Raw genomic sequence first — 23,204 nt, 5'->3', positions numbered from 1 at the left:
TTTCTTTAAATTTCGTTTGCGTCAATCTTAGCATATTCAGCGTGAGTTCCAATAAATCTGATCCAGACCATTTGATATTCATAATTAACTTTCACAATCAGTCGGTAATGCTTTCCTTTGATATTAAAGACGATTCTTTGATCATTTAAAATACTAGCACTTGGGTATTCAGTTTTAATTTCATTGGAGTTAGTCCATTCTGCAATGCTTGCTTCCTTGAACCAAGATTTTAATTGTTGCTCACAATCACTATGTTTTTCCCAAAATTCACGAAGAATCTTTTTTGCTATGACTCTCAATTTCAATAGATTTAATACAAATGTACAACTATTTCCCAATATGGGAACTTCTGTAAATAAAAAACTTCGAAATAGTTTCGAAGTTTAAAATATATTTTATAAAATGAATCTACAAATCCGTCACCTTCTTATCAATTTTATAAACCGTTCCTCTAAATGTAGCCACCAAAACTTTATGCTGATTCGTAATCGAAATATCATAAACTCCGGTTTTTCTGGTATCGGAAATCAAAACACTTTCTGCGGTTAAAGTATCTCCCAGTCGAATTGCTTTTGTAAAGTTCATGGAACAATGTAGCGCAACCGAGGCTTCATTCGTATTATTGCTCGAAAAAGCCAAGGCAGAATCTGCGAGGGAAAAAGTAACGCCGCCGTGAACCGTTCGCAATCCGTTGATCATTTCTTGTTTTACAGGCATTTCAATCAGGCAATATTTCTCGCGAACTTCGATGAGTTTTATTCCCATCCATTGTGAGAAGTGATCCTGATTGAGCATATATTGAGCGAGTTCGTGTGGAGTCATTTTGAGTAATTGAGTTTTTGGGTGATTGAGATTTTAAGTTTTTAGTATTGCCTATTACCAATTAAACATTACGCATTTTACGCAGTAAAGGACTTTGCCTGTATCGTTCCTCCTGGTATTCGTTATAAAGATTTTGCAAAGTTTCAGAAACTCTTTCAAACCCAATATCAAATCCCCATTGCAGCAAACCTTTAGGATAATTCACGCCTTTTTGCATGGCTAATTCTATGGCTTCATCGTTGGCAATTCCGAGTCGTTTTGCTTCTACGGCTTCGTTAATCAACATTGATAATATTCGCATGAAGATTTCCTGGTACAATTCTTCGTCTTTTTCGGGAGCAGGTTTTTGAGCGTTTTCTGAATAGTCATAAAAACCTTTTCCCGTTTTTCGTCCGTGCAATTTGGCCTCGCTCATTCTTTGTTGAAGCAAACTCGGTTTGTATTTCGGGTCGAAAAAATAATCTGTGTAAACCGTTTTTGTGACAGAGAAATTAACATCAATTCCAATGAGATCCATCAGTTCAAAAGGTCCCATTTTGAAATTTCCCAAAGTTCGCATAGCGTCATCAATCTGTTCCGGCGTGGCGATATTCTCTTCCGCAATTCTCAACGCTTCTCCGTAAAACGGACGCGCAATTCTGTTCACAATAAATCCGGGAACATCTTTCGCAATCACCGGTTTTTTTCCCCAACTTTCCATTAAGGCTGTAATGTCGTAAGCCAAAGTTTTCTCGGTTAACAGTCCAGGAATCACTTCCACCAAAGGCATTAAAGGAGCCGGATTGAAAAAATGAATTCCAATAAAACGTTTCGGATTCTTTAATTCTGAAGAAAGGGAAGTAATCGAAATAGAAGAAGTATTGCTCGAAATAATACAATCCTCAGAAACGATTTCTTCTAATTGTTGAAAAACTTTGGTCTTGATTTCTTTATTTTCAATAATGGCTTCAATCACCAAATCGCAATCTTTAAAATTCTGAAGTTCCGAACAAGGTTTTATTTTAGTAAAAATATCTTCGCTTTTCTCTGCAGATATTTTTTGTTTTTCAACCAATATTTCCAGAACCTTTTTAAGAGTTACTAAAGACTTTTCTGTTTGTGCTGAGTTTTGATCATACAAAAAAACCTCACAACCAGAAGTTGCAGCAACTTGTGCAATTCCAATTCCCATGGTTCCAGAACCGATAATTCCTATATTCATATGATTAATTTAAAAATTTGATAATGTGTTAATTTGATAATTAGGATTTAGATGTTGAAATAATTTTGGAGAGGATCAATTGAATTGCTTTTAAATCATCAAACATTTCTTCGTTAGGAGAAGTTAAATATTTCGAATGTTTACAAAGGAGTAACCAGTATTCGACTTCATCTGCTTCTTTTGCAGAAATTTTCATCTTATGAATGAAATCCGCTTTGCTTTCAGCATTCTGACTTTCTCGCACATTTGCACCAATAGAAGTTCCAGATTTGAAAATTTGATTTGCCAATGAGAATCTCTTTTGTTCAAAAAACATCTCGGAGAATTCGATAATCTGAAGAGCAAAATCAAAGGTTTTATTAACGATTAAATTTTCTTTATCATTTCTCATCATTCTCAAATTTTAAAATTATCTCATTTTCAAATTATTTTACTTCCCTTTATATTCCGGTGTTCTTTTTTCTAAAAATGCTGAAACTCCCTCCATAAAATCTTCTGATTCTGCCGCCGTTTGTTGCAATATTCCTTCTACGTCCAGTTGTTGACTCAATGTATTGTCGTAAGATTCATTGAAGGCTTTCTTGGTTAAAGAAATGGCTTTCGTTGGTAAATTCGAAATTTGCGTCAGAACTTCCATTGCATTCTCCATGAAATTTTCATCTGGAAAAACATCTGCAATCAATCCTAGATTTTTCGCTTCTGTAGCGGATAATTTTTTACCAGTAAACGCTAAATAATTTGCCTGTTGTCTGCCCAAAAGTTTTGGTAACCAATACGTTCCACCAGTGTCAGGAATTAATCCGATGTTGACGAATGCCTGTGAAAAATATGAAGATTCAGTCGCTAAGGTAAAATCACAGATTAACGCTAACATCGCTCCGGCACCAACTGCAGGACCATTAACCAAAGATATTACAGGTTTTCTGGCGTTTGCAATTTCTTTCACCAAAGGATTATAATAATCAATCACTATTCTTTGAATAACCCGATCTTCGTCCGGATCGCTGAAAGACATGGCGTCTTTCAAGTTTTGTCCGGAACAGAACGCTTTCCCACGACCTGAAATCGCCAGACAACGAACATTTTCATCCCGACTTCCATCATGAATAAAAGTTTTAAGTTCAGAAAGTAAAGTTTTATTTAAACTGTTATAAGTTTTTTCGTCGTTCAGATAGGCAATTTGCAGTTTCCCATCCAGGTGAGATTCTATTTCGAGTTGTGTGTACATATAATTAATTTGAGAATTTTAAAATTTGAAAATGTGATTGGATTTTTCCGTTTAAAAAAAGGATTTTAACAAAGATAAACGATTAATTATATTTAAAATAATGCTCTGAATAACGATTCTTAAATCATCAAATTTACAAATTAGCACATTTTCAAATTGAATTAATGACATTTAAAATAATCGAAAGGTTCCAGACAATCATTGCATTGATAACTGGCTTTGCAAAGGGTAGAACCGAAACGACTGATTTGCTTCGTGTTAATAGAACCACATCTTGGACATTTTTTCGGAACGTTTAAATGATCTTCGTGATTTCCTTTTTCGGGTGGCGTAATTCCGTAAACGCGAAGTTTCTCCCGCGCTTCATCGGTAATCCAATCGGTCGTCCAAATGGGAGAGATTTTGGTAATCACTTTCGCCTGAATTCCTTTTTCTTTAAAGAGTTTAACAATGTCCTCTTCAATATTAAACATCGCCGGACACGCCGAATAAGTAGGCGTAATCACGATTTCTACTTCGTTATCGGAAATCATTTTTGCTTCCCGAACAATGCCGAGTTCCACAATATTGATAACGGGAATTTCGGGATCGGGAATTTGGGAAAGTATCTCTAATAAGTTTGCTTGATTAACCACGGGATTTATATTTTTTTAACCACAAAAGGCACAAAAGTTTTATGATTATTAATGTGAAATTATGCCTTTGAAAAGTTCATCCAAGTTTATAATCAATAATTTTTCAACTATCAACTATCAACTATCAACTATCAACTAATATTACCAAGCGCAGTTCGGATAAGTTCTTTGCATGTATTGCAATTCACATAAAATATAACCGAAATATTCGGTGTGATAACCAGTTCGGGAACCTTTTTGCATAAAATCATTTTCTGGAATTTCTATGCCGAAATTTTGCAAATCTTCTGTAACTGTTTTAGTCCAAAGTTCGTGAATATCTTTTCCGTTCGGAACAACTTCTAATTTTGCTAGATCTTCTTCGCCCGGAGTTTCTGCAAACATTCCCACCGTATATTCCCAAAGATTTTCAACCGCGTTTTTCAACCGGGTTTTGCTTTCCTCGGTTCCGCCAGCAAACATTTTAATCCAGGTTGAAGTATGCGTATAATGGTATTTTACTTCTTTCAAAGATTTTTCAGCAATCGCAGAAAGTTGTTCGTCGCTGCTTTTCATTAATTCGGTATAAAGAATTTTCTGATAAACCGAAAAGAAATACACTTTCAAAAGCGTATTTGCATAATCACCATTCGGAAGTTCCGACAACTGACAATTCAGATATTCTTTTTCCAAACGCAAAAATGCCAAATCGTCTTCTGATTTTCCAAGATCCTGAATTTGTGCGGCGTATTTATAAAAATTATTAGACTGTCCGAGATAATCTAAAGCGATATTCGTCAAGGCGATATCTTCTTCCAGATAAGGTCCCTGTCCGCAAAGTTCGCCCAACCTTTGACCAAAAATCAAAGTATCATCGGCTAATTTTAAAGTATAATTAAAAAGTGGATTCATTTATTTTGTTTTAAGAGCCAAGTAAAAAGAGCCAAGAATAGTAAATAGTCAATTTAAAAGTGAATAGTGACTTTTCTAAATTATTATCACCAATCACTAAATCAGATGTCTATCATCTTTTAGTCTATTATCTATCCGTCTATTTTACATATTTTTCACATCATTAGGGATCTCGTAAAAAGTCGGGTGGCGATAGAGTTTATCATCGGCCGGATCGAAGAATGCTTCTTTATCAATTCCTTCCGAAGTCACCAAATATTTACTTGGAACGACCCAAATTGAGGTTCCTTCCATTCTTCTCGTGTAAACGTCTCTCGCTGCCTGTAGTGCCATTTCCGCCGTTGCTGCCTGCACAGTTCCTGCGTGTTTATGGGAAAGTCCCGGTTTTGTTTGTATAAAAACTTCCCACATATCTAAGTTGCTCATTGATCTGAATTTTATGGTTTAAAGATAAGATTTTTTTAAAACTTTTCACCGTCAATGTAAACGTTTTCCGCTTTTAAACTTCCTTGATGATAAAGTACATTCTGGAAATTATCTGTTTTAAAAGTAACGAAATCTGCTTTCATTCCTTTTGCTAGAGTTCCGCGATCTTCTAAACTCAAAGCGAAAGCCGAACGGAAAGTAATTCCCGCTAAAACTTCAGCCGTGGATAATTTTTCAAAAGTCGCTAAAATACTAGCCTGAGTAATTAAATTTCCCATCGGTGCAGAACCGGGATTCCAATCGGATGCGATGGCTAAAATTCCATTTGCATCTAAAATTTTACGGGCTGGCGTAAACTTTTCTCCCAAACCTAAACTCGCTCCCGGAAGTGCAGTTGCGACTGTTTCTGACTGCGCTAAAAATTCAATATCTTCATCAATTGTTGCTTCCAAATGATCGGCTGATTTTGCACCAACTTCCACGGCAATTCTTGAACTTCCTGAAGTAAATTGATCCGCGTGAACGGTAATTTCAAAACCTAATTCTTTTGCTTTCAATAAAAACGCTTTGCTTTCTTCGGGTAAAAAAGCCGATTTTTCAATGAAAATATCAACTCGTTCTGCTAGATTTTCTTCTTTTACTTTGGGTAAAATTTCATCAATAATATATTGTAAATATTCCTGTGAACTTCCTTCAAAATCTCTGGGTTTTAAATGCGCAGAAAGACAAGTTGGAATTAAAGTCGCTTGTGTAAATGTTTGTGCTTTTTTAATGACACGCAACATTTTCAGTTCACTTTCAACATCTAAACCATAACCGGATTTTATTTCAATCGTAGTAATTCCTTGTGAAATCAAGAAGTTGATTCTTTCTAAAGTTGTTTTTAATAATTCCTCTTCGCTCGCCGATCTTGTATGCTGAACCGAACTCCAGATTCCACCGCCAGTTTCGGCGATTTCTAAATAAGTTTTTCCCGCATTTCGCATGGCAAAGTCATTGGCGCGGTTTCCCCCAAAACAAATATGCGTGTGAGAATCTACGAAAGCCGGCAAGCAGATTTGTTCACCTTCTATATTTTCGACTTCTATATTTGGAAATTGATCTTTTAATTTTTGAAAAGAATCTGCGGTTTCTATTTTTCCATCTTTAATTAAAAGTCCGCCATCATTGATAATTTCGAGTTGATCATCTGAAAGTTTTCCACGCAAAGGAAGATTGGCAAGTGTAACAATTTGTTTGAAAGGACCGATTAATTTCATGAGGATAGTTTTTAAAATATTTTCAAATTTAAAATAAAAGACTTCAAAACCTAATTAGATATTAATTTTAAAATATCTAACTGGTCTTTTTTAAATGATCAAAAACCATTTTGGAAAGTGGAATAAACATTAATCCAGCGACAATAAAAGTGATAAATGCTTTTTGCAATCCAAAGGCACTTGCAAGATAACCAATAATTGGCGGGCCTAAAAACATACCGACCGTAGAATACGTGCTGATAATCGAAATCACAATCGGAACCGAATATTTTTTTGCTTTACCGGCAAGAATAAACGTCATTGGAAAAAGGCCGGAGACTCCAAATCCTACCATGCAAAATCCAATAAGAACGGGCACAAGAAAGGGAAAGAGTATTGCAAGAAGAACTCCGGAAACGATAAGAACTGAACTTGTGATGAACAGTTTCTGCATTCCAAATCGACTCATCAAATTATCAATGGTTAATCTGGAAATCGTCATACATACCATGAACAGTAAATATCCATACGTGAAAACTTCCTGGTTAACAATTTCTTTTAGATAAACGCCGTTCCAGTCATACATTCCGCCTTCACAAACTGCGGCGAAAAAGACGATGAAACCAAGTAGGGAAATGTATTTGCTGGGTTTTTGAAATTTAAAAGGGTTGCTTGTTTTGGCTTTATCATTTTTGATGAGGAAAGGAAACATGCCGATAATTATTAAAAGCCCAAACAGCATGGTTATCAAAAAGTGCCAAAATATCGAGACTTCATATTTAATCATGATTGTTGAAAAAAGTACACCCGCAATACCACCAATGCTCCAAACCCCGTGAAATTTCCCCATGATTCTCTTCTCGAATTTCTCCTGAATAGAAAGTGATTGTGTATTAATTGCGACATTAATAATTCGGAGCGCTATTGAAAATACAACCAGGGAAATTACAAGTCCAACCAATGAAAAACCCCAACCAATCGAAAATAAAGACAGCAGAAAAAGTACGCTGGCAAATTGCAAAGGAATTCGGCTGTCATATTTTGCGACCAACCAACCCGAAAGAGGAATTCCGATAATCGCGCTTGCAGGCATGATCATTAAGAGATTTCCTAAATCTCCTTCCGTAAGATTAAAAATTGCTTTGATGGTGGGGATTCTGGAAGCCCAGGTAGAAAAACAAAGTCCTGATAAAAAGAAATAGGACGATAGGGCAATTCTTTGCTTTTGAGGTGTTGAAAACATATTCGCACAAAATTACGACTTTAGGATTTCAAATGGTGCGTGTTTTAGCGATTAAATATCAAGTTGAAAAGGCGAATTAAATCGATTTTCACAATCTGTATTATATGAAGTTGATAAAAGCTTTATCTAACTCGAATGAATTGCTCTTTTATCTGAACTGATAAGAAATTCCGGTACTTAAAAAATATTGATCAGAAATATTTCGAAGAGTACTTCCTAACGATAAATCCAGTTGCAGTCGGGGAGATGCTAAATAAGTAATGCCAAAATCGGAGCCATGTTCGGGAGATAGTGTTGAGTTGAAATAACCATAATATTCGCCGAATATTGCCCACCGTTCCCCCAAACTATAATCCAGACCAAAAGAAAGAAAATAAAAATCGTCATCGTCTTCTTTCACAAAGCCGGTTCCCAAGGAGCTGCCGAAGTTTTCTGTGAGTTGTTTATCTGAGGCTAATATGAAGGAATAGTTTTTAAAGTGGAAATCGGAATCTGCGATCAAAGTGAGCGAAGGTTCAAAATCCTCTCCCGCGAGGAAATTAAATTTGAAGAAAAACCATAAGTACTTTCTGATGAGTCACTTAAATCTTGGTTAGTTTGCAGTCGAACTTCCCATCTCTCAGTTAGACCAAAACGAAGAAGGTGATCCGATGTAAATCCTTTTCCGCTTCTGTGATATATAATTCCACTTTCTAACTGAATGGTTTTTGGCGCAACGATGTCACTGGCCGTTCCCTCTCCGGGTCGATCTGTCGTCATTTGACCAAGGTAGAAAGCCGGTAAAAAAGTGAGGAAAATAATTACATATTTCATAGGAAGTAAATATAAACCGTTTTTCAATTATAAAAAATTTTTTGCAGTCCGCTTTTAAACGTTTTGTTGTAAATATATTATCTTTGAAAGATTTCAAATAGTACAATGTCAGATTTCTTACACCCAGATAAAGAGAATTTTTCCGAAGATGAATTAATGCATGAGGAGAAAATCCGTCCGCAAAGTTTTCAGGATTTTGCGGGACAGCGCAAAACCTTGGATAATTTGGAAGTATTTGTCGCAGCTGCGAAAAACCGTGGTGGCGCTCTTGATCACGTTCTTTTACACGGTCCTCCGGGATTGGGAAAAACAACTTTAGCAAATATTATCGCAAATGAATTGGGAGTTGGCTGCAAAATAACTTCAGGTCCTGTTTTGGATAAACCCGGAAGTTTGGCTGGATTACTCACGAATTTAGAAGAAAATGATGTTCTTTTTATCGATGAAATTCACCGACTTTCGCCGATTGTAGAAGAGTATTTATATTCAGCGATGGAAGATTATAAAATCGACATTATGCTGGAAAGCGGTCCGAATGCGAGAAGTGTTCAGATTGGGTTAAATCCTTTTACTTTGGTTGGAGCAACGACCAGAAGTGGGATGTTGACAAAACCAATGTTGGCGAGATTCGGAATTCAGTCGAGATTAGAATATTATACGATCGAACTTTTATCAATGATCATTGAAAGAAGTGCGCGGGTTTTAGATATTAAAATCTATGAAGATGCGGCTATGGAAATCGCGAGAAGAAGTCGTGGAACGCCCAGAATTGCAAATGCACTTTTGAGAAGGGTTCGGGATTTCGCGGAGATTAAAGGAAATGGCGAAATTGAAATTAATATTACGAAATATGCTTTAAACTCCTTGAATGTTGATGAATTTGGATTGGATGACATGGACAATCGAATTATGCGCGTGATGATCGAGAACTTCCGAGGGAAACCGGTGGGAATTTCTGCGTTGGCTACTTCGATTGGAGAAAATCCGGAAACTCTGGAAGAGGTTTATGAACCGTTTTTGATTCAGGAAGGTTTTATTATTCGAACACCGAGAGGAAGAGAAGTGACGGAGAAAGCGTATAAACATTTGAATATTTCGATTCCGAAAAGACCGGATGAACTATTTTAGACTTTAGATAATGGAATAAAAGATCATTAATCATTTTTAACGCAAAAGGCGCAAAGAAATTTTAATATATTTGTTATTATTTGGTCGCAAAGGCGTTTCACTTAGCCAAGGCTTGAGTAAATTAGTTACAAGTAAATCCCTGAAATATGAATGAAAATGAAATTTTAAAAGTTGTATTTGAGTCGGGGTTAAAAATTCATCGTAAACTTGGAATTGGATTGTATGAAGCGGTTTATGAAGAATGTTTGGTTTATGAATTAAAGAGGAACGGTTTAAAAGTTGAAAAACAAAAAGACATTTCAGTTGAATATGAAGGATTGATTATTGAAAAGGCTTTTTAGATTGGATTTATTAATTGAGAATAAAGTAGTAATAGAGATTAAAGCTGTTCCTGAGATTAATAGTTATCATACCTATCAACTTTTAAATTATTTAAGAATTACAGGATTTAAACTGGGAATGATTTTAAACTTTCACTCATTATTGTTTAAAGATGGTGTTAAAAGAATAGCTAATAAATTATAGAATACTGTTACTTCGCTGAGTGAAACGCCTTAGCGCTCTTAAAAGGGAAGTGCATGTATGAAAGTCTTTGCGGATCGTTGCGCTAAAAATATATCAAGATAAAAAATTAAAATTTTATGAAACTCTATCCTATACAGTGCGGAAAATTTAAATTAGATGGTGGTGCCATGTTTGGTGTGGTGCCGAAAACGCTTTGGCAACGGACAAATCCGGCTGATGAAAATAATTTGATTGAATTGGGAACGCGTTCACTTTTGGTGGAAGACGGTAAAAAACTGATCCTCATCGATTGTGGTTTAGGCAATAAACAGGACGATAAATTCTTTGGTCATTACTCCCTTTGGGGCGATGATACTTTGGATAAAAACCTGAAAAAATATGGTTTTGTAAAAGAAGATATTACGGATGTTTTTTTGACGCATCTTCATTTTGATCATTGTGGTGGAGCGATCGAGTGGAATGACGACCGAACCGGTTACAGACCTGCTTTTAAAAACGCACACTTCTGGACCAACGAAGAACACTGGAAATGGGCAACTGAACCTAATCCGAGAGAAAAGGCAAGTTTTTTGAAGGAGAATATTCTGCCGATGCAGGAAAGCGGACAATTGAATTTTTTGCCAACCCCGAAAAGTGGGAATTACGGTTTTGCTCCAGATTTGAAAATGGATGTTATTTTTGTTGATGGACACACCGAAAAACAAATGCTTCCCGTGATTCAGTATCAGGAAAAAACGATTGTTTTTGCGGCAGATTTAATTCCGACTGTCGGGCATATTCCACAGGTTTATGTAATGGGTTATGATACGCGTCCACTTTTAACAATGGAAGAAAAAGCCAAATTTTTAAAACAATGCGTTGATAATGAATATTTACTGTTTTTTGAACATGATGCGCACAACGAATTGGCGAGTTTGAAAATGACGGAGAAAGGAATTAGATTAGATGAAACCTTCAGCATGAATGAAGTTTTTGGTTATTAAGATTAGAATATTAAAATAAAATTATGATAGAAGAAGAACCTGAACCCGAACCCAGGGAAAAGACAAAGATTATTGGAATAACCGGTGGAATTGGCTCCGGAAAATCAACCGTATCGAAATATATTGAAGAAGCAGGTTTTCCTGTTTATTTTTCCGATATCCGCGCGAAAACAATTGTGAATGATGACCCACAACTTCAGCAGCAGATCAAAGAACTCTTGGGTGAAAAATCCTATGATGAAAGTGGCTTCTATGATAGAAAATACGTAGGTGATCTTGTTTTCGAAGACGAAGAATTATTGTTGAAACTCAATTCACTGATTCATCCTGCGGTGAAAGTTGATTTTGAAAAATGGGTATCTGAGCAAACGACAGCGTTTGTTTTTAAAGAAACAGCCATTTTATTTGAATTGAAATTAAATGAAACTTGTTTTAAATCTGTTTTGGTGACGGCGGATGATAACTGCAGACTGAAACGCGTGATGGATCGCGACAACAAAACGTATCGCGAAGTTGAAACCATCATGTTGAGACAAATGCCTGAAAAAGACAAAGTGAAACTGGCTGATTATGTTATATATAACAACGAAGGTCTGGAAGAGTTAAAGGAAGAAACTTACAAAGTTCTGGACGAAATTAAAGCCTTATAAAAAGTTTCTCTTAAAATATAAAACCTGAATTCATATCGAATTCAGGTTTTTTTGTGGATTCTTATAATTTCGATTATTGTTTTATTTAATTGAAAAGTCTAATTTCCTCGATAACTATAGAACTTAAGACTCAATAATTTCACCTTATTCCCTGCTTTTCACCAAAATCCAGCCGCTTGATTTTGAAATCGTTGGAGATCCTGGTTCCTGCCATTGCAACACATACCAGTAACTTCCGGTGGCTACGGATTTTCCGGCAGATTTTCCGTCCCAGGAGAAATTGTTATTTTTATCGCCTTTAAACATCGAATTTCCGTACCGGTCGAAAATTTGTAACATCGGGTTGTCTTTTTTCAGGAGCCCTGAAAGATTAAGGAAATCGTTAATTCCATCGCCATTTGGAGTGATCGCATTGTAAACTTCAATCACACTAAAATCTTCAAAAACAGGATTACAATCGTCTTTTGAAATTACATAAACCCTGTGATCACCTCCTTTTACATTTGTGAAAATATTTGAAAGTTGATAATTATTTGGGCTATCCAACGAATACTGGTAAGGAGCGTTACCGCCACTTACATTAACCGTGACGGTAGAACCTTTGATTTCAATACTTGTAATTTCTGGTAAATCGACCGCTTTTACAGATACATTTTGTCTGTATGTACATCCATTCTTGGTGAGATCAACCCAATATTCTCCAACAGGAACATCGGTAATGGAGGGCGTTGTAAAATTATTAAAACTCCATTGATAAGTGTCAAAGCCAGGTCCTGCATCAAGGCTTGTGGTCGTGCCGGAACAAATTTCTTTATCAACCAACAGGTCTGAGATTTCAGGAATCTGAATGGTAATGTTTAATTGTCCAATAGCATCACAGTAGGGATTTTTATTTAAGCGCAAATAATAAGTTCCTGATTGCTTAATGGTGACGGGATTTGTAATCTTGTTAAGGTTATTTTGAGCATCTTCCAGTGTAGCAAAAGCGTCGGCTTTAACTCCATTTTCTGAAGTGAATCTTGAAATGTAGTTCATCAAATTAACCGATAATTCACCATCTAAATCATCATCACATTCTTTCGTTGTAATTGAAGTTTTTGCCGGCAGTTTATTTCCGAATTTAAAATTGATTTTTCCCGGAATAAAAGTACAGTACGGTGATTCTACTCTAACGTAAACCGTTTTTTCGGCGGAGAATGTCCAATTGGTAAGATTAGGGATGGTGTTGTTATTTCCCGCATCACGATCGCTCTCCACTAAATAATATCTCACATTAAAAAGCCCCGGATTGGCCGCGAAATTTGGAACAATAACCGGAGTAATACTGTTAAAGTTGATCGGATCACTATTTCCATCAAAGTCGATATCACAGCCCGTCGCATTATACGCCGCTATGTTCAATTGGGGTTTTGGAGAAGCAACTACGGTAATGTTTTTGGTGAAGACACAGTCAGATAGATCGGTAAATGAAATCTTGTAAACTCCCGCACTCAAAGATGCGTTCTGCGTGGTATAGATTACCGTACCTCCTTTTTCCCAAACCCATGCTTTATAAACCGATGAACCTTCAGCCTTGAGGGGAATCGAGCCACCTTCACAAACAAAGTATTTGTCTTCTAATGCGGTAGGTGTAGATCCTCTCAGGGTGATATTTAATATTCCAATTACTTCACAGAATGCCCCACTTTTAATCCGATAATAGAACGTGCCTGTACCGGAAATGGTCTGTTCGTCAGCAGTCGTTGGGGTATTAGTTTGTGCATCGGCGAGGGTTTTATAGAAATTTACTTCAACCGTTGGATCAGGTGTAAAAAGACCCGTGTAATCTGAAAGCTTTATATTTTCTGAATTATTCAAATCATCATCACATTTTACAATTGATACAGAATCTGTAATTGTCAGTTTCGTTCCTGTTTTCAACTTAATTTCTCTAATCACCGGGCCGCAACCATTGGGAGCATCAACGCGGATCCACACCGAACGGTCGGCGGTAAAGCTATAAACTCCGGTGATATTATCGCCACCACCAGCATCTGCTTTTATAGGATCATCATAGTATTTTACTACAAAATTAGAAGCCTGTACTAAAACAATCGGTGTAATCGAAGCTAGATTTACTTTGTATACTCCATCAATTTTCTGGTCAATATCTTCGTCGCAATGTACTGCGGTATAAAGATTTTCTCTTACCTCGGGGGCTAACTTTGATTTTAAATCGATCTTTGCAACGACAACACATCCTAACGTATTTTTAATTCGCACATAAACGGAAGTGTCTGCCGTAGAATAATTATCGAAATCGAGAATTTTATCTGCAGCAATATCATTTAACGCTCCATTTTCAGTTTTAAAATACGTTTTGCTGATATCGATATCCGGACTCACAGCTGCATTAGATAATTTGTAGGTTGCAATTCCATTTACAGAGCATTCCTGCAAAACAGCATCTTTTTTTTCAATCATTTTAATGGTGATCTGCACCGTTTCACAATCAGGAATACTTCCGACGCCACAAAATGTAAATTTGAAAGTATCCAATCCACTCGCATCTGCATTTGCGTTGTATATTACCTTACCATCAGGAGCTATAGTCACTGTTCCTTTCGTTGGTTGAGTTACGATTTGAACCGTAGCTGGATTAACAGTTTGAGAACTTAAGGCAAAAGCTGGGATAATGGTTTCATTTCCGCAGCTCTTATAATCATAATTAGTATAGGTGGTACAATTGTAGAATTTATAGGATCCCGTCCGTATTTTTGCACAGATTCCCTGCTGAACTTCAACCGCATAAATTCCGGCTTGGGTAGGGTAATATTCAAACTGAGAATTGGATGGATGTTCCGCAGTTACGGGTGCAGGCTGAAAAACACCATTAACCTCTATAAGCCATAAGTAGGAATCAAAACCTTCGGTAACTGCAAGCTTCACTGGGGGCGAATTTTGTAAACAGTCTCCCTCGGTTTTAAGAATGAGGGGAATAGCTGAAAATCCTGCAAAATAACCCCCATAACCAAAAGCGTTATTTCCACTCGCAATTCCGGCAGTGACTGCTTTGTCAGATTCTACGGTAATATTTCCTACCACACCAGGAATGGAGTAGGTCACCCAGTTTTGATTTGTTGAAATAGTGGAGATATCGTAAGGTCCATACTGAGAATTTGGGACTACACCGTTCACTTTTACATTAGCCCCTTTAGCAGTAATGATATTTAATTTTGTTAGGAAAGTGTAATCTGAATCAGTTTGAGAAATTCTGCTGATATAGCTTAATTCATCAATTTTTTTCGGAAGATAACAGTTTAGTGGTGGAATATAATTCATACCGCCTGTCGCAAGAAATGATGATCCATACTCCACACCGCCCAGCAGTTGATAGACATATACATTTTTATCAGTCTTAATATGCAGATTATAATGATTGTTGCCCCGCAATACATAGTTGGATTCATTTACCAGATAATAATCTCCTTTGGTTGCTAAGGTCTTGATAGGAACAGTAGAATCGTTTAAGTAAATCGATGTATTTGGTTCGGTTGCAACAACGATTGCACCTTCCATATTATTACCGATTGCTCCATAACCTTTTACGATTACAAATTCGTCACCTAATTTGTCAACAGGAACGGATTGATCCATTAATATATCTGATCCAACGTCTGAATCTGTTGTGGCATATTGGCCATTAAAATTTCCATTACTCATAGAAATAGGTTTGTCTGCAGTCACAGTGGCTCCAATAAAGCCATTAAAATTGGCGGCACTCGTAGAACGTCCGTCGATAATGTAACTTTGCCCTTTATTTAAAGTAAATGTAAAACTGTTTGCAGATCCATAATTTGTGAAAGTCAGATTTTTTTTGAAGTTACCGACCGTTACTTTAGTGTTATCTTCAGTCGCCAAAAAACTCGCTGCGAAGCCAAGATTGTTGTTGTTTTGAACATTTGGAGCAACAACCGTGTAAAACTCTTTTCCAATTCCGGCAGTTCCTTTTGAAGTGATAATTTCCGCATGATTGATGACTTTAAAACGAAGGTTAGCAAAACAAGGTTTATCGGCTTTTACATAAAGTCCTTTGTTTCCGACTTTATGAATATCGAAATAAGAGTCTGTGATGATGTAGCTCCTGTCGATACTGATGACTCCCGGATCTCCTTTACTAATTGTTTTTTGGTAAACAACCACGTTATTGCTGTAAACCTGCACATTAAACGGCGTAGTTTCATTGGTTGAAAGATGAAGATATTGCTCCGGATTACCGTTGCTTTGACCATCATACATCGGGGCAAACCAATGCTCGCGGTCGAGTTGTGCAAAAGAAGTAAGGTAAATGAAGTAAAATATAAAGAGTAGTAATTTTTTCATATTAAATAGTAGTTTCCTTACAAATGTAATATTTTTTAACAAATAGAAAGAAATTTTATAATATTGATATTAATTAGAACTAATACGTTGTAAATCTTTTAATCTTGCTTTTCTTTATTGCAAATTTTTAAAACTTCAAGTAAACTTAAAACTTTTTTAAATTGATAACTTTGTTCTTATTCTCTATTATGAAAAAAATATTTTCTGTGCTGTTTATTCTGAGCTTTCTGATTGGTTTTTCTCAAACCGATACTGCTCAAGTCGTGGATATGAATCGAATAAATTCAACTGAAGTTCTTTCAAAACCTTACGTGATTTTAATTTCTGCTGATGGTTTTCGGTATGATTACGCTGAAAAATATAAAGCTGAAAACCTTTTGAGACTTGCGCAATCCGGAGTTTCTGCAAAAGCGATGATTCCCAGCTTTCCTTCAATCACTTTTCCGAATCACTGGAGTTTGATTACGGGTTTATATCCTTCACATCATGGACTGATTGATAATTTTTTCTACGATTATAAAAGGGAAAAGTTCTATAAAATGAGCAGTGCCGAAAACGCGGAAGATGGCTCCTGGTACGGCGGAACACCGCTTTGGAGTTTGGCCGAAAAACAGGGAACGCTTTCTGCTTCGATGATGTGGGTAGGTTCTGCGAGTGATGCAGGTAAAGTGAGACCTACTTATTATTACCATTATCATGAGAAATTTTCGCCTCAGCAGAAGGTTGATAAGGTAATCGATTGGTTAAAGCTTCCTGAAGATCGCCGTCCGCATTTTATAAGCTTATATTTCCCTGAAGTCGATGGAAGTGGTCATCATTTCGGACCGGATGCTAAAGAAACAGAGAGAGCTGTTCATTTGATTGATGATGCCATTGGGAATCTGGTGGATCAAGTAGATCAGTTGGGACTGAAAAACGTGAACTTTATCTTCGTGGCAGATCATGGAATGATTGCGGTAGATACTCAACATCCACTCGAAATTCCCGAAATGCTTTTTGATAAAACTCGATTTGATTTTTATAATTCCCAAACCTTATTGCGTATAGTAGTAAAAAATCCTGATGATGTAAAAGCTGCATTTAAAGAACTGAAGAAAAACAGAACACCGGATTATAAAGTTTATCTCGACAAGAGATTTCCTAAGAAACTTAAGTTCGGTCAAAAGGATGATCGTTACAACAGGATTGGTCAAATTATTCTTATTCCAAACGCACCGAAAATATTTTTAGAAAAAGATAAAAAAACCTCAGCAGGGAAACATGGTTATAATCCGTATAAAGTTCCGGAAATGAAAGCTGCATTCATTGCTTTTGGTCCCGCCTTTAAAGAAAGTAAAAAGCTTGGTGAATTTCAAAATGTTAATGTTTATCCAATCGTGACCGATATCTTGCAATTGAAAATAACGGAACCGATTGATGGAACACAGAAAGTAGCAAACGAGATATTGAAATAGAAATAAAAAATCCGGCTGAAACTCAACCGGATTTTCTATTTTAAAAATACTGAATTTACCAATTTGTGAAATTATCAGTAGTGCAATTTCACATTAATAGTAATAAAAAATTTTGTGACTTTGTGGTTCAAAATTAAACTTTCAAAGACTGCATATCAATCACAAATCGGTAACGAACATCGCTTTTCAACATTCTTTCGTACGCTTTATTAATGTCTTGCATGTTGATCATTTCGATTTCAGGTAAAATATTATTTTCCCCACAGAAATCAAGCATTTCCTGCGTTTCTTTAATTCCACCAATTACTGAACCTGCTACAGAACGTCGTCCCAGAATCATAGGAGGAGTTGATAGTGCATCTTGCATTTGACCAATAAAACCTACCAAAACAAGCGTTCCACTAATGTTGAGTGTCGCCAGATAAGGATTGATATCATGGTCATAAGGAACGGTATCGATGATCAGATCGAATTTTCCTGCCGCTGCTTTCATCTCATTTTCATAGGTTGAGATGACAACTGAATGGGCTCCAAGATCCAATGCATCCTGAATTTTGTCTGGACTTCGGGATATTAAAGTAACCTCGGCGCCTAAACCTTTTGCCAGTTTGATCGCCATGTGCCCCAATCCGCCTAATCCGACCACGGCTACTTTGCTTCCTTCTTTTACGTTCCAGTGTTTCAAAGGAGACCACGTTGTAATTCCCGCACATAATAGTGGAGCAACCGCTTTTAAATCTAAATTTTCCGGAATTTTTAGTACGAAATCTTCCGTCACCAAAACTTTTTCCGAATATCCGCCGAAAGTTTGTTGATTTAAATATTTATCATTCCCATTATAAGTTCCGGTGGAACCATTTAAACAATACTGTTCCAGATCCTGTTTGCAACTTTCGCATTCTTTACATGAATCGACCAAACACCCAACGCCGGCTAAATCGCCCACTTTAAATTTGGTGACTTCGTTGCCCACTCTGGTAATTTTACCAACAATTTCGTGTCCGGGAACGGCCGGATATTTTGTGCCGCCCCAGTCATTTCTGGCGGTATGAAGATCGCTGTGGCAAACACCACAATATAAAATATCAATTTCAATGTCTTTCGGTTGCAAACTTCTGCGTTCGATCGTCATTTCTTTTAAGTCTTCATCTTTGGAGGCAGCTCCAAAAGCTTTTATATTTGAATTATCGTTCATTTATTTTATTTTTTGTCTAACAAATTTAAACCTAAAAATTCCACTATTCTAGTGATTAGGTATTTTTAATATTTTCTTAACAATTTTTACAACGCAGTTAAATTGATGTTGGAATGGTCTGAAATAATTTCCAGAATAATTTCAAAATACGTCCGTCCTTTTCCTGATTCTAATTCTTTTATCTTTTCCCTCACAAAATCAATGTTGTATGTTTCGGGTGCCTGCAGCTTGCCTTCATAAAAAGTTTTTGTCGCATTAAAACCGAGCTGCTTTTTATTTTCTTCAAAATTTTTCCAAATTAGTTGGAGGGGTTCGTTGCCTTTAATTTCTCCGAATCCACCATACAGTAGATCATTGAACGCATCTAAACTTTGAGAAATATCCCAGTCTTCATTTTGCATAAAAACACGGTTAATTTCTTTATAAAATGTTTCAATATCGGTAATATGTTTTCCTTCAATAATGATGTTTTTCACTTAAAATAAATGTTCAGGTTGAAAAATGATAGGACGAAGAAATTCTACAGTTATTCTGCCACCCAAACGGAAACGTTTCCTGCCGGAACCGGGAAATTTCCCCAACCGTTTTCGTCAATGGTCACTTTCTCCTCAAACCATCCGAGGAAATCATAAAAGTTTTGTCCGGCATATTGCACACCCATTTCCATAGGTTTTGTATAGGAATCTTTATTGCTCAGGACCACAGCACAACCGCTATGTTCCTCATCACCTTCGCGAGTCCAGCCCAAACAGTTTGCGTCTTCAAAATAATCGCGCTGAACGCCATATGCAAAAAGTTGTCGTGCTTTCAAAAGTTCTTCAATTTTTTCTACTTTATCTAAAAATATTTCCTGGTCATTTCCTTCTTTGTCTTTGTCAGTGTAGTGAGCCCCAAATAAATCGGGATAGAAAATACAAGGATAACCATCTTGCCTCAACAAAATTAAAGCATAAGCCAAAGGTTTAAACCATTTTTCAACCGGAGCTTCTAGATCCTGCAAGGGTTGCGTATCGTGATTATCAACTAATGTTACCGATAAAAGTGGGTTGCTCAAAGTTAAAGTTTCATCAAAGATGGTGCGCAAATCGTAATCTGCTCCTGCAAGAGAAGCTTCGTGAAAGTGATGTTGCAGCGAGGAATCAAAAAGACTCATCGATCCTTTCGTGGCCTCAATATATTTTTCCAGCAGCGTTACTTCTCCTGGAGCCCAATATTCGCCAACAGCAAAAATATTTTTCCCCGTATTTGCCCCTAAAGTATAAAGCCATTCCTGATAAAATTCCGGAGATTGATGTTTCACCGCATCCAGTCTCACTCCATCGAAATGAATCTGGTCATGATACCATTTTCCCCAGGTATTCAGCTCTTCGCGTACAAATGGATTGCGATGATCTACATCATTGTACATCAAATAATCGTAGTTTCCTTTTTCATCATCAATCATGGGTTCCCAGCCATCTCCATAATCATTAATAATTTGAAAAATTCCTTCTTCCTGACCTTCCGCATAATCAACACCGGAAAAGCATTGGAAATTCCATTTAAAATCGGAATATTTTTCTCCTCTGCCCGGAAAAGTGAATTTCGTGTATGATTCTATTTCAAAAGGTTCTGAAATGTTTTGCTGGCGGTTTTCCGGATCGACCTTTACGGCGTGAAATTTTTCTTTCTCGTCGCCACCCGCTTTGTGATTCAACACAATATCAGCAATAACCGAAATTCCTTCTTCCTGAAGAGTTTTACAGGCTTCTGTATATTGATCTTTCGTTCCATATTTTGTTGCAACTGTTCCTTTTTGGTCAAATTCACCCAAGTCAAATAAGTCGTACGGATCGTAACCTACTGAATAACCGCCACCTGCACTTTTATAAGCCGGCGGAAACCAGACCGCAGAAATTCCTAATTCTTTTAAATAGTTTGCCGAATCTTTTATCTGATCGTATAATTTGGCATTTCCATCAGCGTACCAATGGAAAAATTGGATCATGGTTGGGTTCATCGTTTATAAATTTTGAAATGGAGGAGCAAAAACCATCCCGATTTTGATTATTAATAAGTATTCCTTAGTTATTCAAAGATACTATATTATGAAGTTTCTCTTTTTTAAATTGGAGAATACGATTTTTGGTATGAGGAACTTACTCAATTCGGACCTTATTTTTAACCAATTAGTTTATAAAATTTCCTAATTAGGCTCAGGTGTGAGAAGAATTATTAAATATGTTCGGAAGAATTTTAATCTTAAAAGATATTAGGAACCGCTAACCATTAGAAATGAAAAAAGCCGCTAAAATTGCGGCTTAAAGTAATAAACTATAAAAAAAACTATTTGTTTGCGACAATATTCAGTTCCAGATCAACTTCCTGAGAAATCATCCAGTCTTTTGGATCGCCTTCTGCGCCATACGCTAAGCCCCAATCCTGTCTGTTAATCGTGAATTTGGAAACTAAATTTATTTTATCTGCAGTGATATCAACTTTCGCCGGGAAAGTAACATTTACAGTTTTATCTTTGATGGTCAAATTTCCGCTTACCTGTTTGTTTGCTCCTTCTACTTTGCTTACTGTACCTGCAGGAAGATCTTCTACTTTGGTAATGTCAAATTTCACACTTGGGTATTTTGCAACATCGAAGAAGTCTGCACTTTTCAAATGCGTGTCAAGATCTGAAGAAGTTTTTCCTTCGGTGATCGCAGGATCTACCGAGCTCGCATCTGTAGTTAAGGTATTAATATCAGAAACCAGACTACCGGAAATAAGATTTCCGTTTTCTACAGAAAGCAAACCTGTTGTTTTGGTCGTTCCAAATCTTGGGTTTAAACCGCCTTTGTGGTAAGCAGTCCATTTTACCATGCTGTTGTCTGTATTTACGTTGAAGGTTTCTTCGCTGTGTTCAGCCACGGTTTGTTCTGTAGTAGAAGTAGCTGTGTCCGTTTTTGATTCCTTACATGATACTACAGCAAGAGCCACTGAAAGCGCCAAGATTGATACTTTTTTCATTTTTATATATTTAATTGTTATCTGGGTGCAAAAATAAAGCGCCCAATCGAGACGGAGATTGACCTATGATAAGAAGTGACGTATAATTCAACAAAGTTTCAGTGTGGGAGAAGCGAATTCTTACTGAATGCAGAAAAGCGCCTAAAAAAATTTATTTTAAATAGGGCAGAAATTTTTTACATTATTTTTTTAATGATATGGTTTCTGTTCATAAGGGAAATTAATTTAATCCGTACTGAATTGCATTCTTGATTCAGCCCTACTCAAATTCCTCGAAAGGTATTTTCAGCTGCACCGAAATATGTTTCTTCTCCTGTGTATTTAAATTAGAAAGCGATAGTCCCAGTAACCGAACAGGTTTGTCAAAAGGCCGTAGTTCCCAAAGTTTTTGTGCCGTTTCGTAAAAATCCTGCGCATTGTCGAAATAAACTTCCTGCGTCCTGCTGCGGGTATAAACGGTGAAATCTTTATATTTAATTTTCAGGGTGAGAGATTTTCCTTTGATTTCTTTCTTAGAAAGTCGGGTTTCTAATTCTTCGCTGATGATTTGCAACTGCTTGAAAACAGATTCTTCATCCACCAGATTCTCCCAAAAGGTTTCTTCAACTGCCACACTTTTCTGGATGCGATGAGGTTTTACTTCACTGTGATGAATTCCGCGCACGACATTATAATAATAATTTCCGGATTTTCCGAAAAGGCGTGTCAGTTCTTCTAGTGATTTTTGCTTTAATTCCTTTCCCGTATAAATGTGAAGTTCGTGCATTTTGTTGGCCGTCACCTTTCCAATCCCATAGAATTTCTCAATGGGAAGTTTTTCCATGAATTCCAGAATCTGCGTCGGATGAATGGATTTCTGGCCATTCGGTTTTCGATAATCCGATGCGACTTTTGCTAAAAATTTATTCACCGAAATTCCTGCGGAAGCTGTCAAACCAGTCTCTTCAAAAATCCGGCTTCTTATCTGCCGGGCGATTTCCTGTGCCGATTCGATTCCCTTTTTATTTTCAGTAACATCCAGATAAGCTTCATCTAAAGAGAGTGGTTCTACCAAATCGGTAAACTCATAAAAGATTTTTCTGATCTGTTGCGAAATTTCTTTGTAGCGCGCAAAACGCGGTTTTACCACAATTAAATGCGGGCATTTTTCCAGGGCGATTTTCCCCGGCATTGCAGAACGGATACCGAATTTTCTGGCCTCGTAACTTGCGGCGGCAACTACGCCGTATTGTCCGCCACCCACAACCAGTGGTTTTCCTTTCAGTTCCGGAAAGTCGTGCTGTTCTACAGAAGCGTAAAACGCATCCATATCAACATGAATTATTTTTCGGTCAGATTGCACGACGCAAAATTAGGGAATGGCGGTGGGAAAATGAGCAGTGTTGAATAACTTTAACCTAAATGATGTAA

General features: G+C 36.8%; 24 protein-coding genes. 6 read left to right on the top strand and 18 right to left on the bottom strand.

Features of this window, described 5'->3' with window-relative positions:
* Positions 1–5: 5 nt before the first annotated feature.
* From EIB73_RS07950 to EIB73_RS07895, 12 genes are all read right to left on the bottom strand, one after another.
* On the bottom strand, positions 6–299 hold the full coding sequence (locus EIB73_RS07950; protein ID WP_125024257.1) for a type II toxin-antitoxin system HigB family toxin: 294 nt from the start codon (positions 297–299) through the stop codon (positions 6–8).
* 109 nt (positions 300–408) lie between these two features.
* Positions 409–822, bottom strand: a complete 414-nt coding sequence (locus EIB73_RS07945) for a PaaI family thioesterase (protein ID WP_125024254.1) — start codon at positions 820–822, stop codon at positions 409–411.
* Positions 823–883: 61 nt separating this feature from the next.
* On the bottom strand, positions 884–2,023 hold the full coding sequence (locus EIB73_RS07940) for a 3-hydroxyacyl-CoA dehydrogenase NAD-binding domain-containing protein (RefSeq protein WP_125024252.1): 1,140 nt from the start codon (positions 2,021–2,023) through the stop codon (positions 884–886).
* Positions 2,024–2,063: 40 nt separating this feature from the next.
* Positions 2,064–2,414 carry a four helix bundle protein gene (locus tag EIB73_RS07935; protein WP_125026081.1) on the bottom strand — a complete coding sequence of 117 codons (351 nt, stop codon included), beginning with the start codon at positions 2,412–2,414 and terminating at the stop codon, positions 2,064–2,066.
* Between the two features lie 39 nt (positions 2,415–2,453).
* A complete protein-coding gene (locus EIB73_RS07930) occupies positions 2,454–3,251 on the bottom strand; it encodes an enoyl-CoA hydratase-related protein (RefSeq protein ID WP_125024249.1) in 798 nt (265 codons plus the stop codon).
* A 161-nt stretch (positions 3,252–3,412) separates the two neighbouring features.
* Positions 3,413–3,886 carry a 1,2-phenylacetyl-CoA epoxidase subunit PaaD gene (gene paaD, locus EIB73_RS07925; protein WP_125024246.1) on the bottom strand — a complete coding sequence of 158 codons (474 nt, stop codon included), beginning with the start codon at positions 3,884–3,886 and terminating at the stop codon, positions 3,413–3,415.
* Between the two features lie 141 nt (positions 3,887–4,027).
* Positions 4,028–4,777: a 1,2-phenylacetyl-CoA epoxidase subunit PaaC gene (paaC, locus tag EIB73_RS07920; RefSeq protein WP_125024243.1), complete on the bottom strand. Its 750-nt coding sequence runs from the start codon at positions 4,775–4,777 to the stop codon at positions 4,028–4,030.
* Between the two features lie 144 nt (positions 4,778–4,921).
* Positions 4,922–5,203, bottom strand: a complete 282-nt coding sequence (paaB, locus tag EIB73_RS07915) for a 1,2-phenylacetyl-CoA epoxidase subunit PaaB (protein ID WP_125024240.1) — start codon at positions 5,201–5,203, stop codon at positions 4,922–4,924.
* 35 nt (positions 5,204–5,238) lie between these two features.
* Positions 5,239–6,462 (bottom strand): imidazolonepropionase, encoded by a 1,224-nt coding sequence (gene hutI / locus EIB73_RS07910; RefSeq protein WP_125024237.1) that lies wholly within the window; start codon positions 6,460–6,462, stop codon positions 5,239–5,241.
* 76 nt (positions 6,463–6,538) lie between these two features.
* A complete protein-coding gene (locus tag EIB73_RS07905) occupies positions 6,539–7,684 on the bottom strand; it encodes an MFS transporter (RefSeq protein ID WP_125024234.1) in 1,146 nt (381 codons plus the stop codon).
* Positions 7,685–7,832: 148 nt separating this feature from the next.
* Positions 7,833–8,186 carry a transporter gene (locus EIB73_RS07900; protein WP_164467867.1) on the bottom strand — a complete coding sequence of 118 codons (354 nt, stop codon included), beginning with the start codon at positions 8,184–8,186 and terminating at the stop codon, positions 7,833–7,835.
* Entirely contained in the window at positions 8,183–8,497 is a 315-nt protein-coding gene (locus tag EIB73_RS07895; protein WP_125024229.1) for a hypothetical protein, read from the bottom strand. Before EIB73_RS07895 ends, EIB73_RS07900 begins: the two co-directional genes overlap by 4 nt.
* A 105-nt stretch (positions 8,498–8,602) precedes the next feature.
* On the opposite strand from EIB73_RS07895, the gene ruvB reads away from it, so the two are divergent.
* The 5 genes from ruvB (at position 8,603) to coaE (ending at position 11,783) form a co-directional block, all read left to right on the top strand.
* Entirely contained in the window at positions 8,603–9,625 is a 1,023-nt protein-coding gene (gene ruvB, locus EIB73_RS07890; protein WP_125024226.1) for a Holliday junction branch migration DNA helicase RuvB, read from the top strand.
* Positions 9,626–9,771: 146 nt separating this feature from the next.
* On the top strand, positions 9,772–9,966 hold the full coding sequence (locus tag EIB73_RS15330) for a GxxExxY protein (RefSeq protein WP_317132660.1): 195 nt from the start codon (positions 9,772–9,774) through the stop codon (positions 9,964–9,966).
* Positions 9,950–10,150, top strand: coding sequence for a GxxExxY protein (locus EIB73_RS15325; RefSeq protein WP_317132659.1), 201 nt, complete (start codon positions 9,950–9,952; stop codon positions 10,148–10,150). Before EIB73_RS15330 ends, EIB73_RS15325 begins: the two co-directional genes overlap by 17 nt.
* A 116-nt stretch (positions 10,151–10,266) precedes the next feature.
* Positions 10,267–11,133 carry an MBL fold metallo-hydrolase gene (locus EIB73_RS07880; RefSeq protein WP_125024224.1) on the top strand — a complete coding sequence of 289 codons (867 nt, stop codon included), beginning with the start codon at positions 10,267–10,269 and terminating at the stop codon, positions 11,131–11,133.
* Between the two features lie 23 nt (positions 11,134–11,156).
* On the top strand, positions 11,157–11,783 hold the full coding sequence (gene coaE / locus EIB73_RS07875) for a dephospho-CoA kinase (protein ID WP_125024222.1): 627 nt from the start codon (positions 11,157–11,159) through the stop codon (positions 11,781–11,783).
* Between the two features lie 144 nt (positions 11,784–11,927).
* On the opposite strand, the gene EIB73_RS07870 is transcribed toward coaE, so the two are convergent.
* The gene (locus tag EIB73_RS07870; RefSeq protein WP_125024219.1) at positions 11,928–16,145 is read right to left on the bottom strand and encodes a T9SS type B sorting domain-containing protein; all 4,218 of its coding nucleotides are present in this window, start codon (positions 16,143–16,145) and stop codon (positions 11,928–11,930) included.
* 188 nt (positions 16,146–16,333) lie between these two features.
* Here EIB73_RS07870 and EIB73_RS07865 point away from each other — a divergent pair, with 188 nt between their 5' ends.
* Positions 16,334–17,599 carry an alkaline phosphatase family protein gene (locus tag EIB73_RS07865; protein WP_125024215.1) on the top strand — a complete coding sequence of 422 codons (1,266 nt, stop codon included), beginning with the start codon at positions 16,334–16,336 and terminating at the stop codon, positions 17,597–17,599.
* 133 nt (positions 17,600–17,732) lie between these two features.
* On the opposite strand, the gene EIB73_RS07860 is transcribed toward EIB73_RS07865, so the two are convergent.
* The 5 genes from EIB73_RS07860 to dinB all read right to left on the bottom strand — a co-directional run bounded on the left by EIB73_RS07860 (position 17,733) and on the right by dinB (position 23,103).
* The gene (locus EIB73_RS07860; protein ID WP_125024212.1) at positions 17,733–18,794 is read right to left on the bottom strand and encodes an NAD(P)-dependent alcohol dehydrogenase; all 1,062 of its coding nucleotides are present in this window, start codon (positions 18,792–18,794) and stop codon (positions 17,733–17,735) included.
* A gap of 86 nt (positions 18,795–18,880) precedes the next feature.
* Positions 18,881–19,270: a barstar family protein gene (locus EIB73_RS07855; RefSeq protein WP_125024209.1), complete on the bottom strand. Its 390-nt coding sequence runs from the start codon at positions 19,268–19,270 to the stop codon at positions 18,881–18,883.
* A gap of 50 nt (positions 19,271–19,320) precedes the next feature.
* Positions 19,321–20,793, bottom strand: coding sequence for an alpha-amylase (locus tag EIB73_RS07850; protein WP_125024206.1), 1,473 nt, complete (start codon positions 20,791–20,793; stop codon positions 19,321–19,323).
* A gap of 326 nt (positions 20,794–21,119) precedes the next feature.
* Positions 21,120–21,794, bottom strand: a complete 675-nt coding sequence (locus tag EIB73_RS07845; protein ID WP_125024203.1) for a YceI family protein — start codon at positions 21,792–21,794, stop codon at positions 21,120–21,122.
* Positions 21,795–22,053: 259 nt separating this feature from the next.
* Positions 22,054–23,103 carry a DNA polymerase IV gene (dinB, locus tag EIB73_RS07840; RefSeq protein WP_262706689.1) on the bottom strand — a complete coding sequence of 350 codons (1,050 nt, stop codon included), beginning with the start codon at positions 23,101–23,103 and terminating at the stop codon, positions 22,054–22,056.
* Positions 23,104–23,204: the final 101 nt, after the last annotated feature.

The sequence above is a fragment of the Kaistella carnis genome, from assembly GCF_003860585.1.
Taxonomy (GTDB): domain Bacteria; phylum Bacteroidota; class Bacteroidia; order Flavobacteriales; family Weeksellaceae; genus Kaistella; species Kaistella carnis.
Note: the sequence above shows the minus strand (reverse complement) of the source record. Positions and strands in the feature narration are given on the sequence as shown.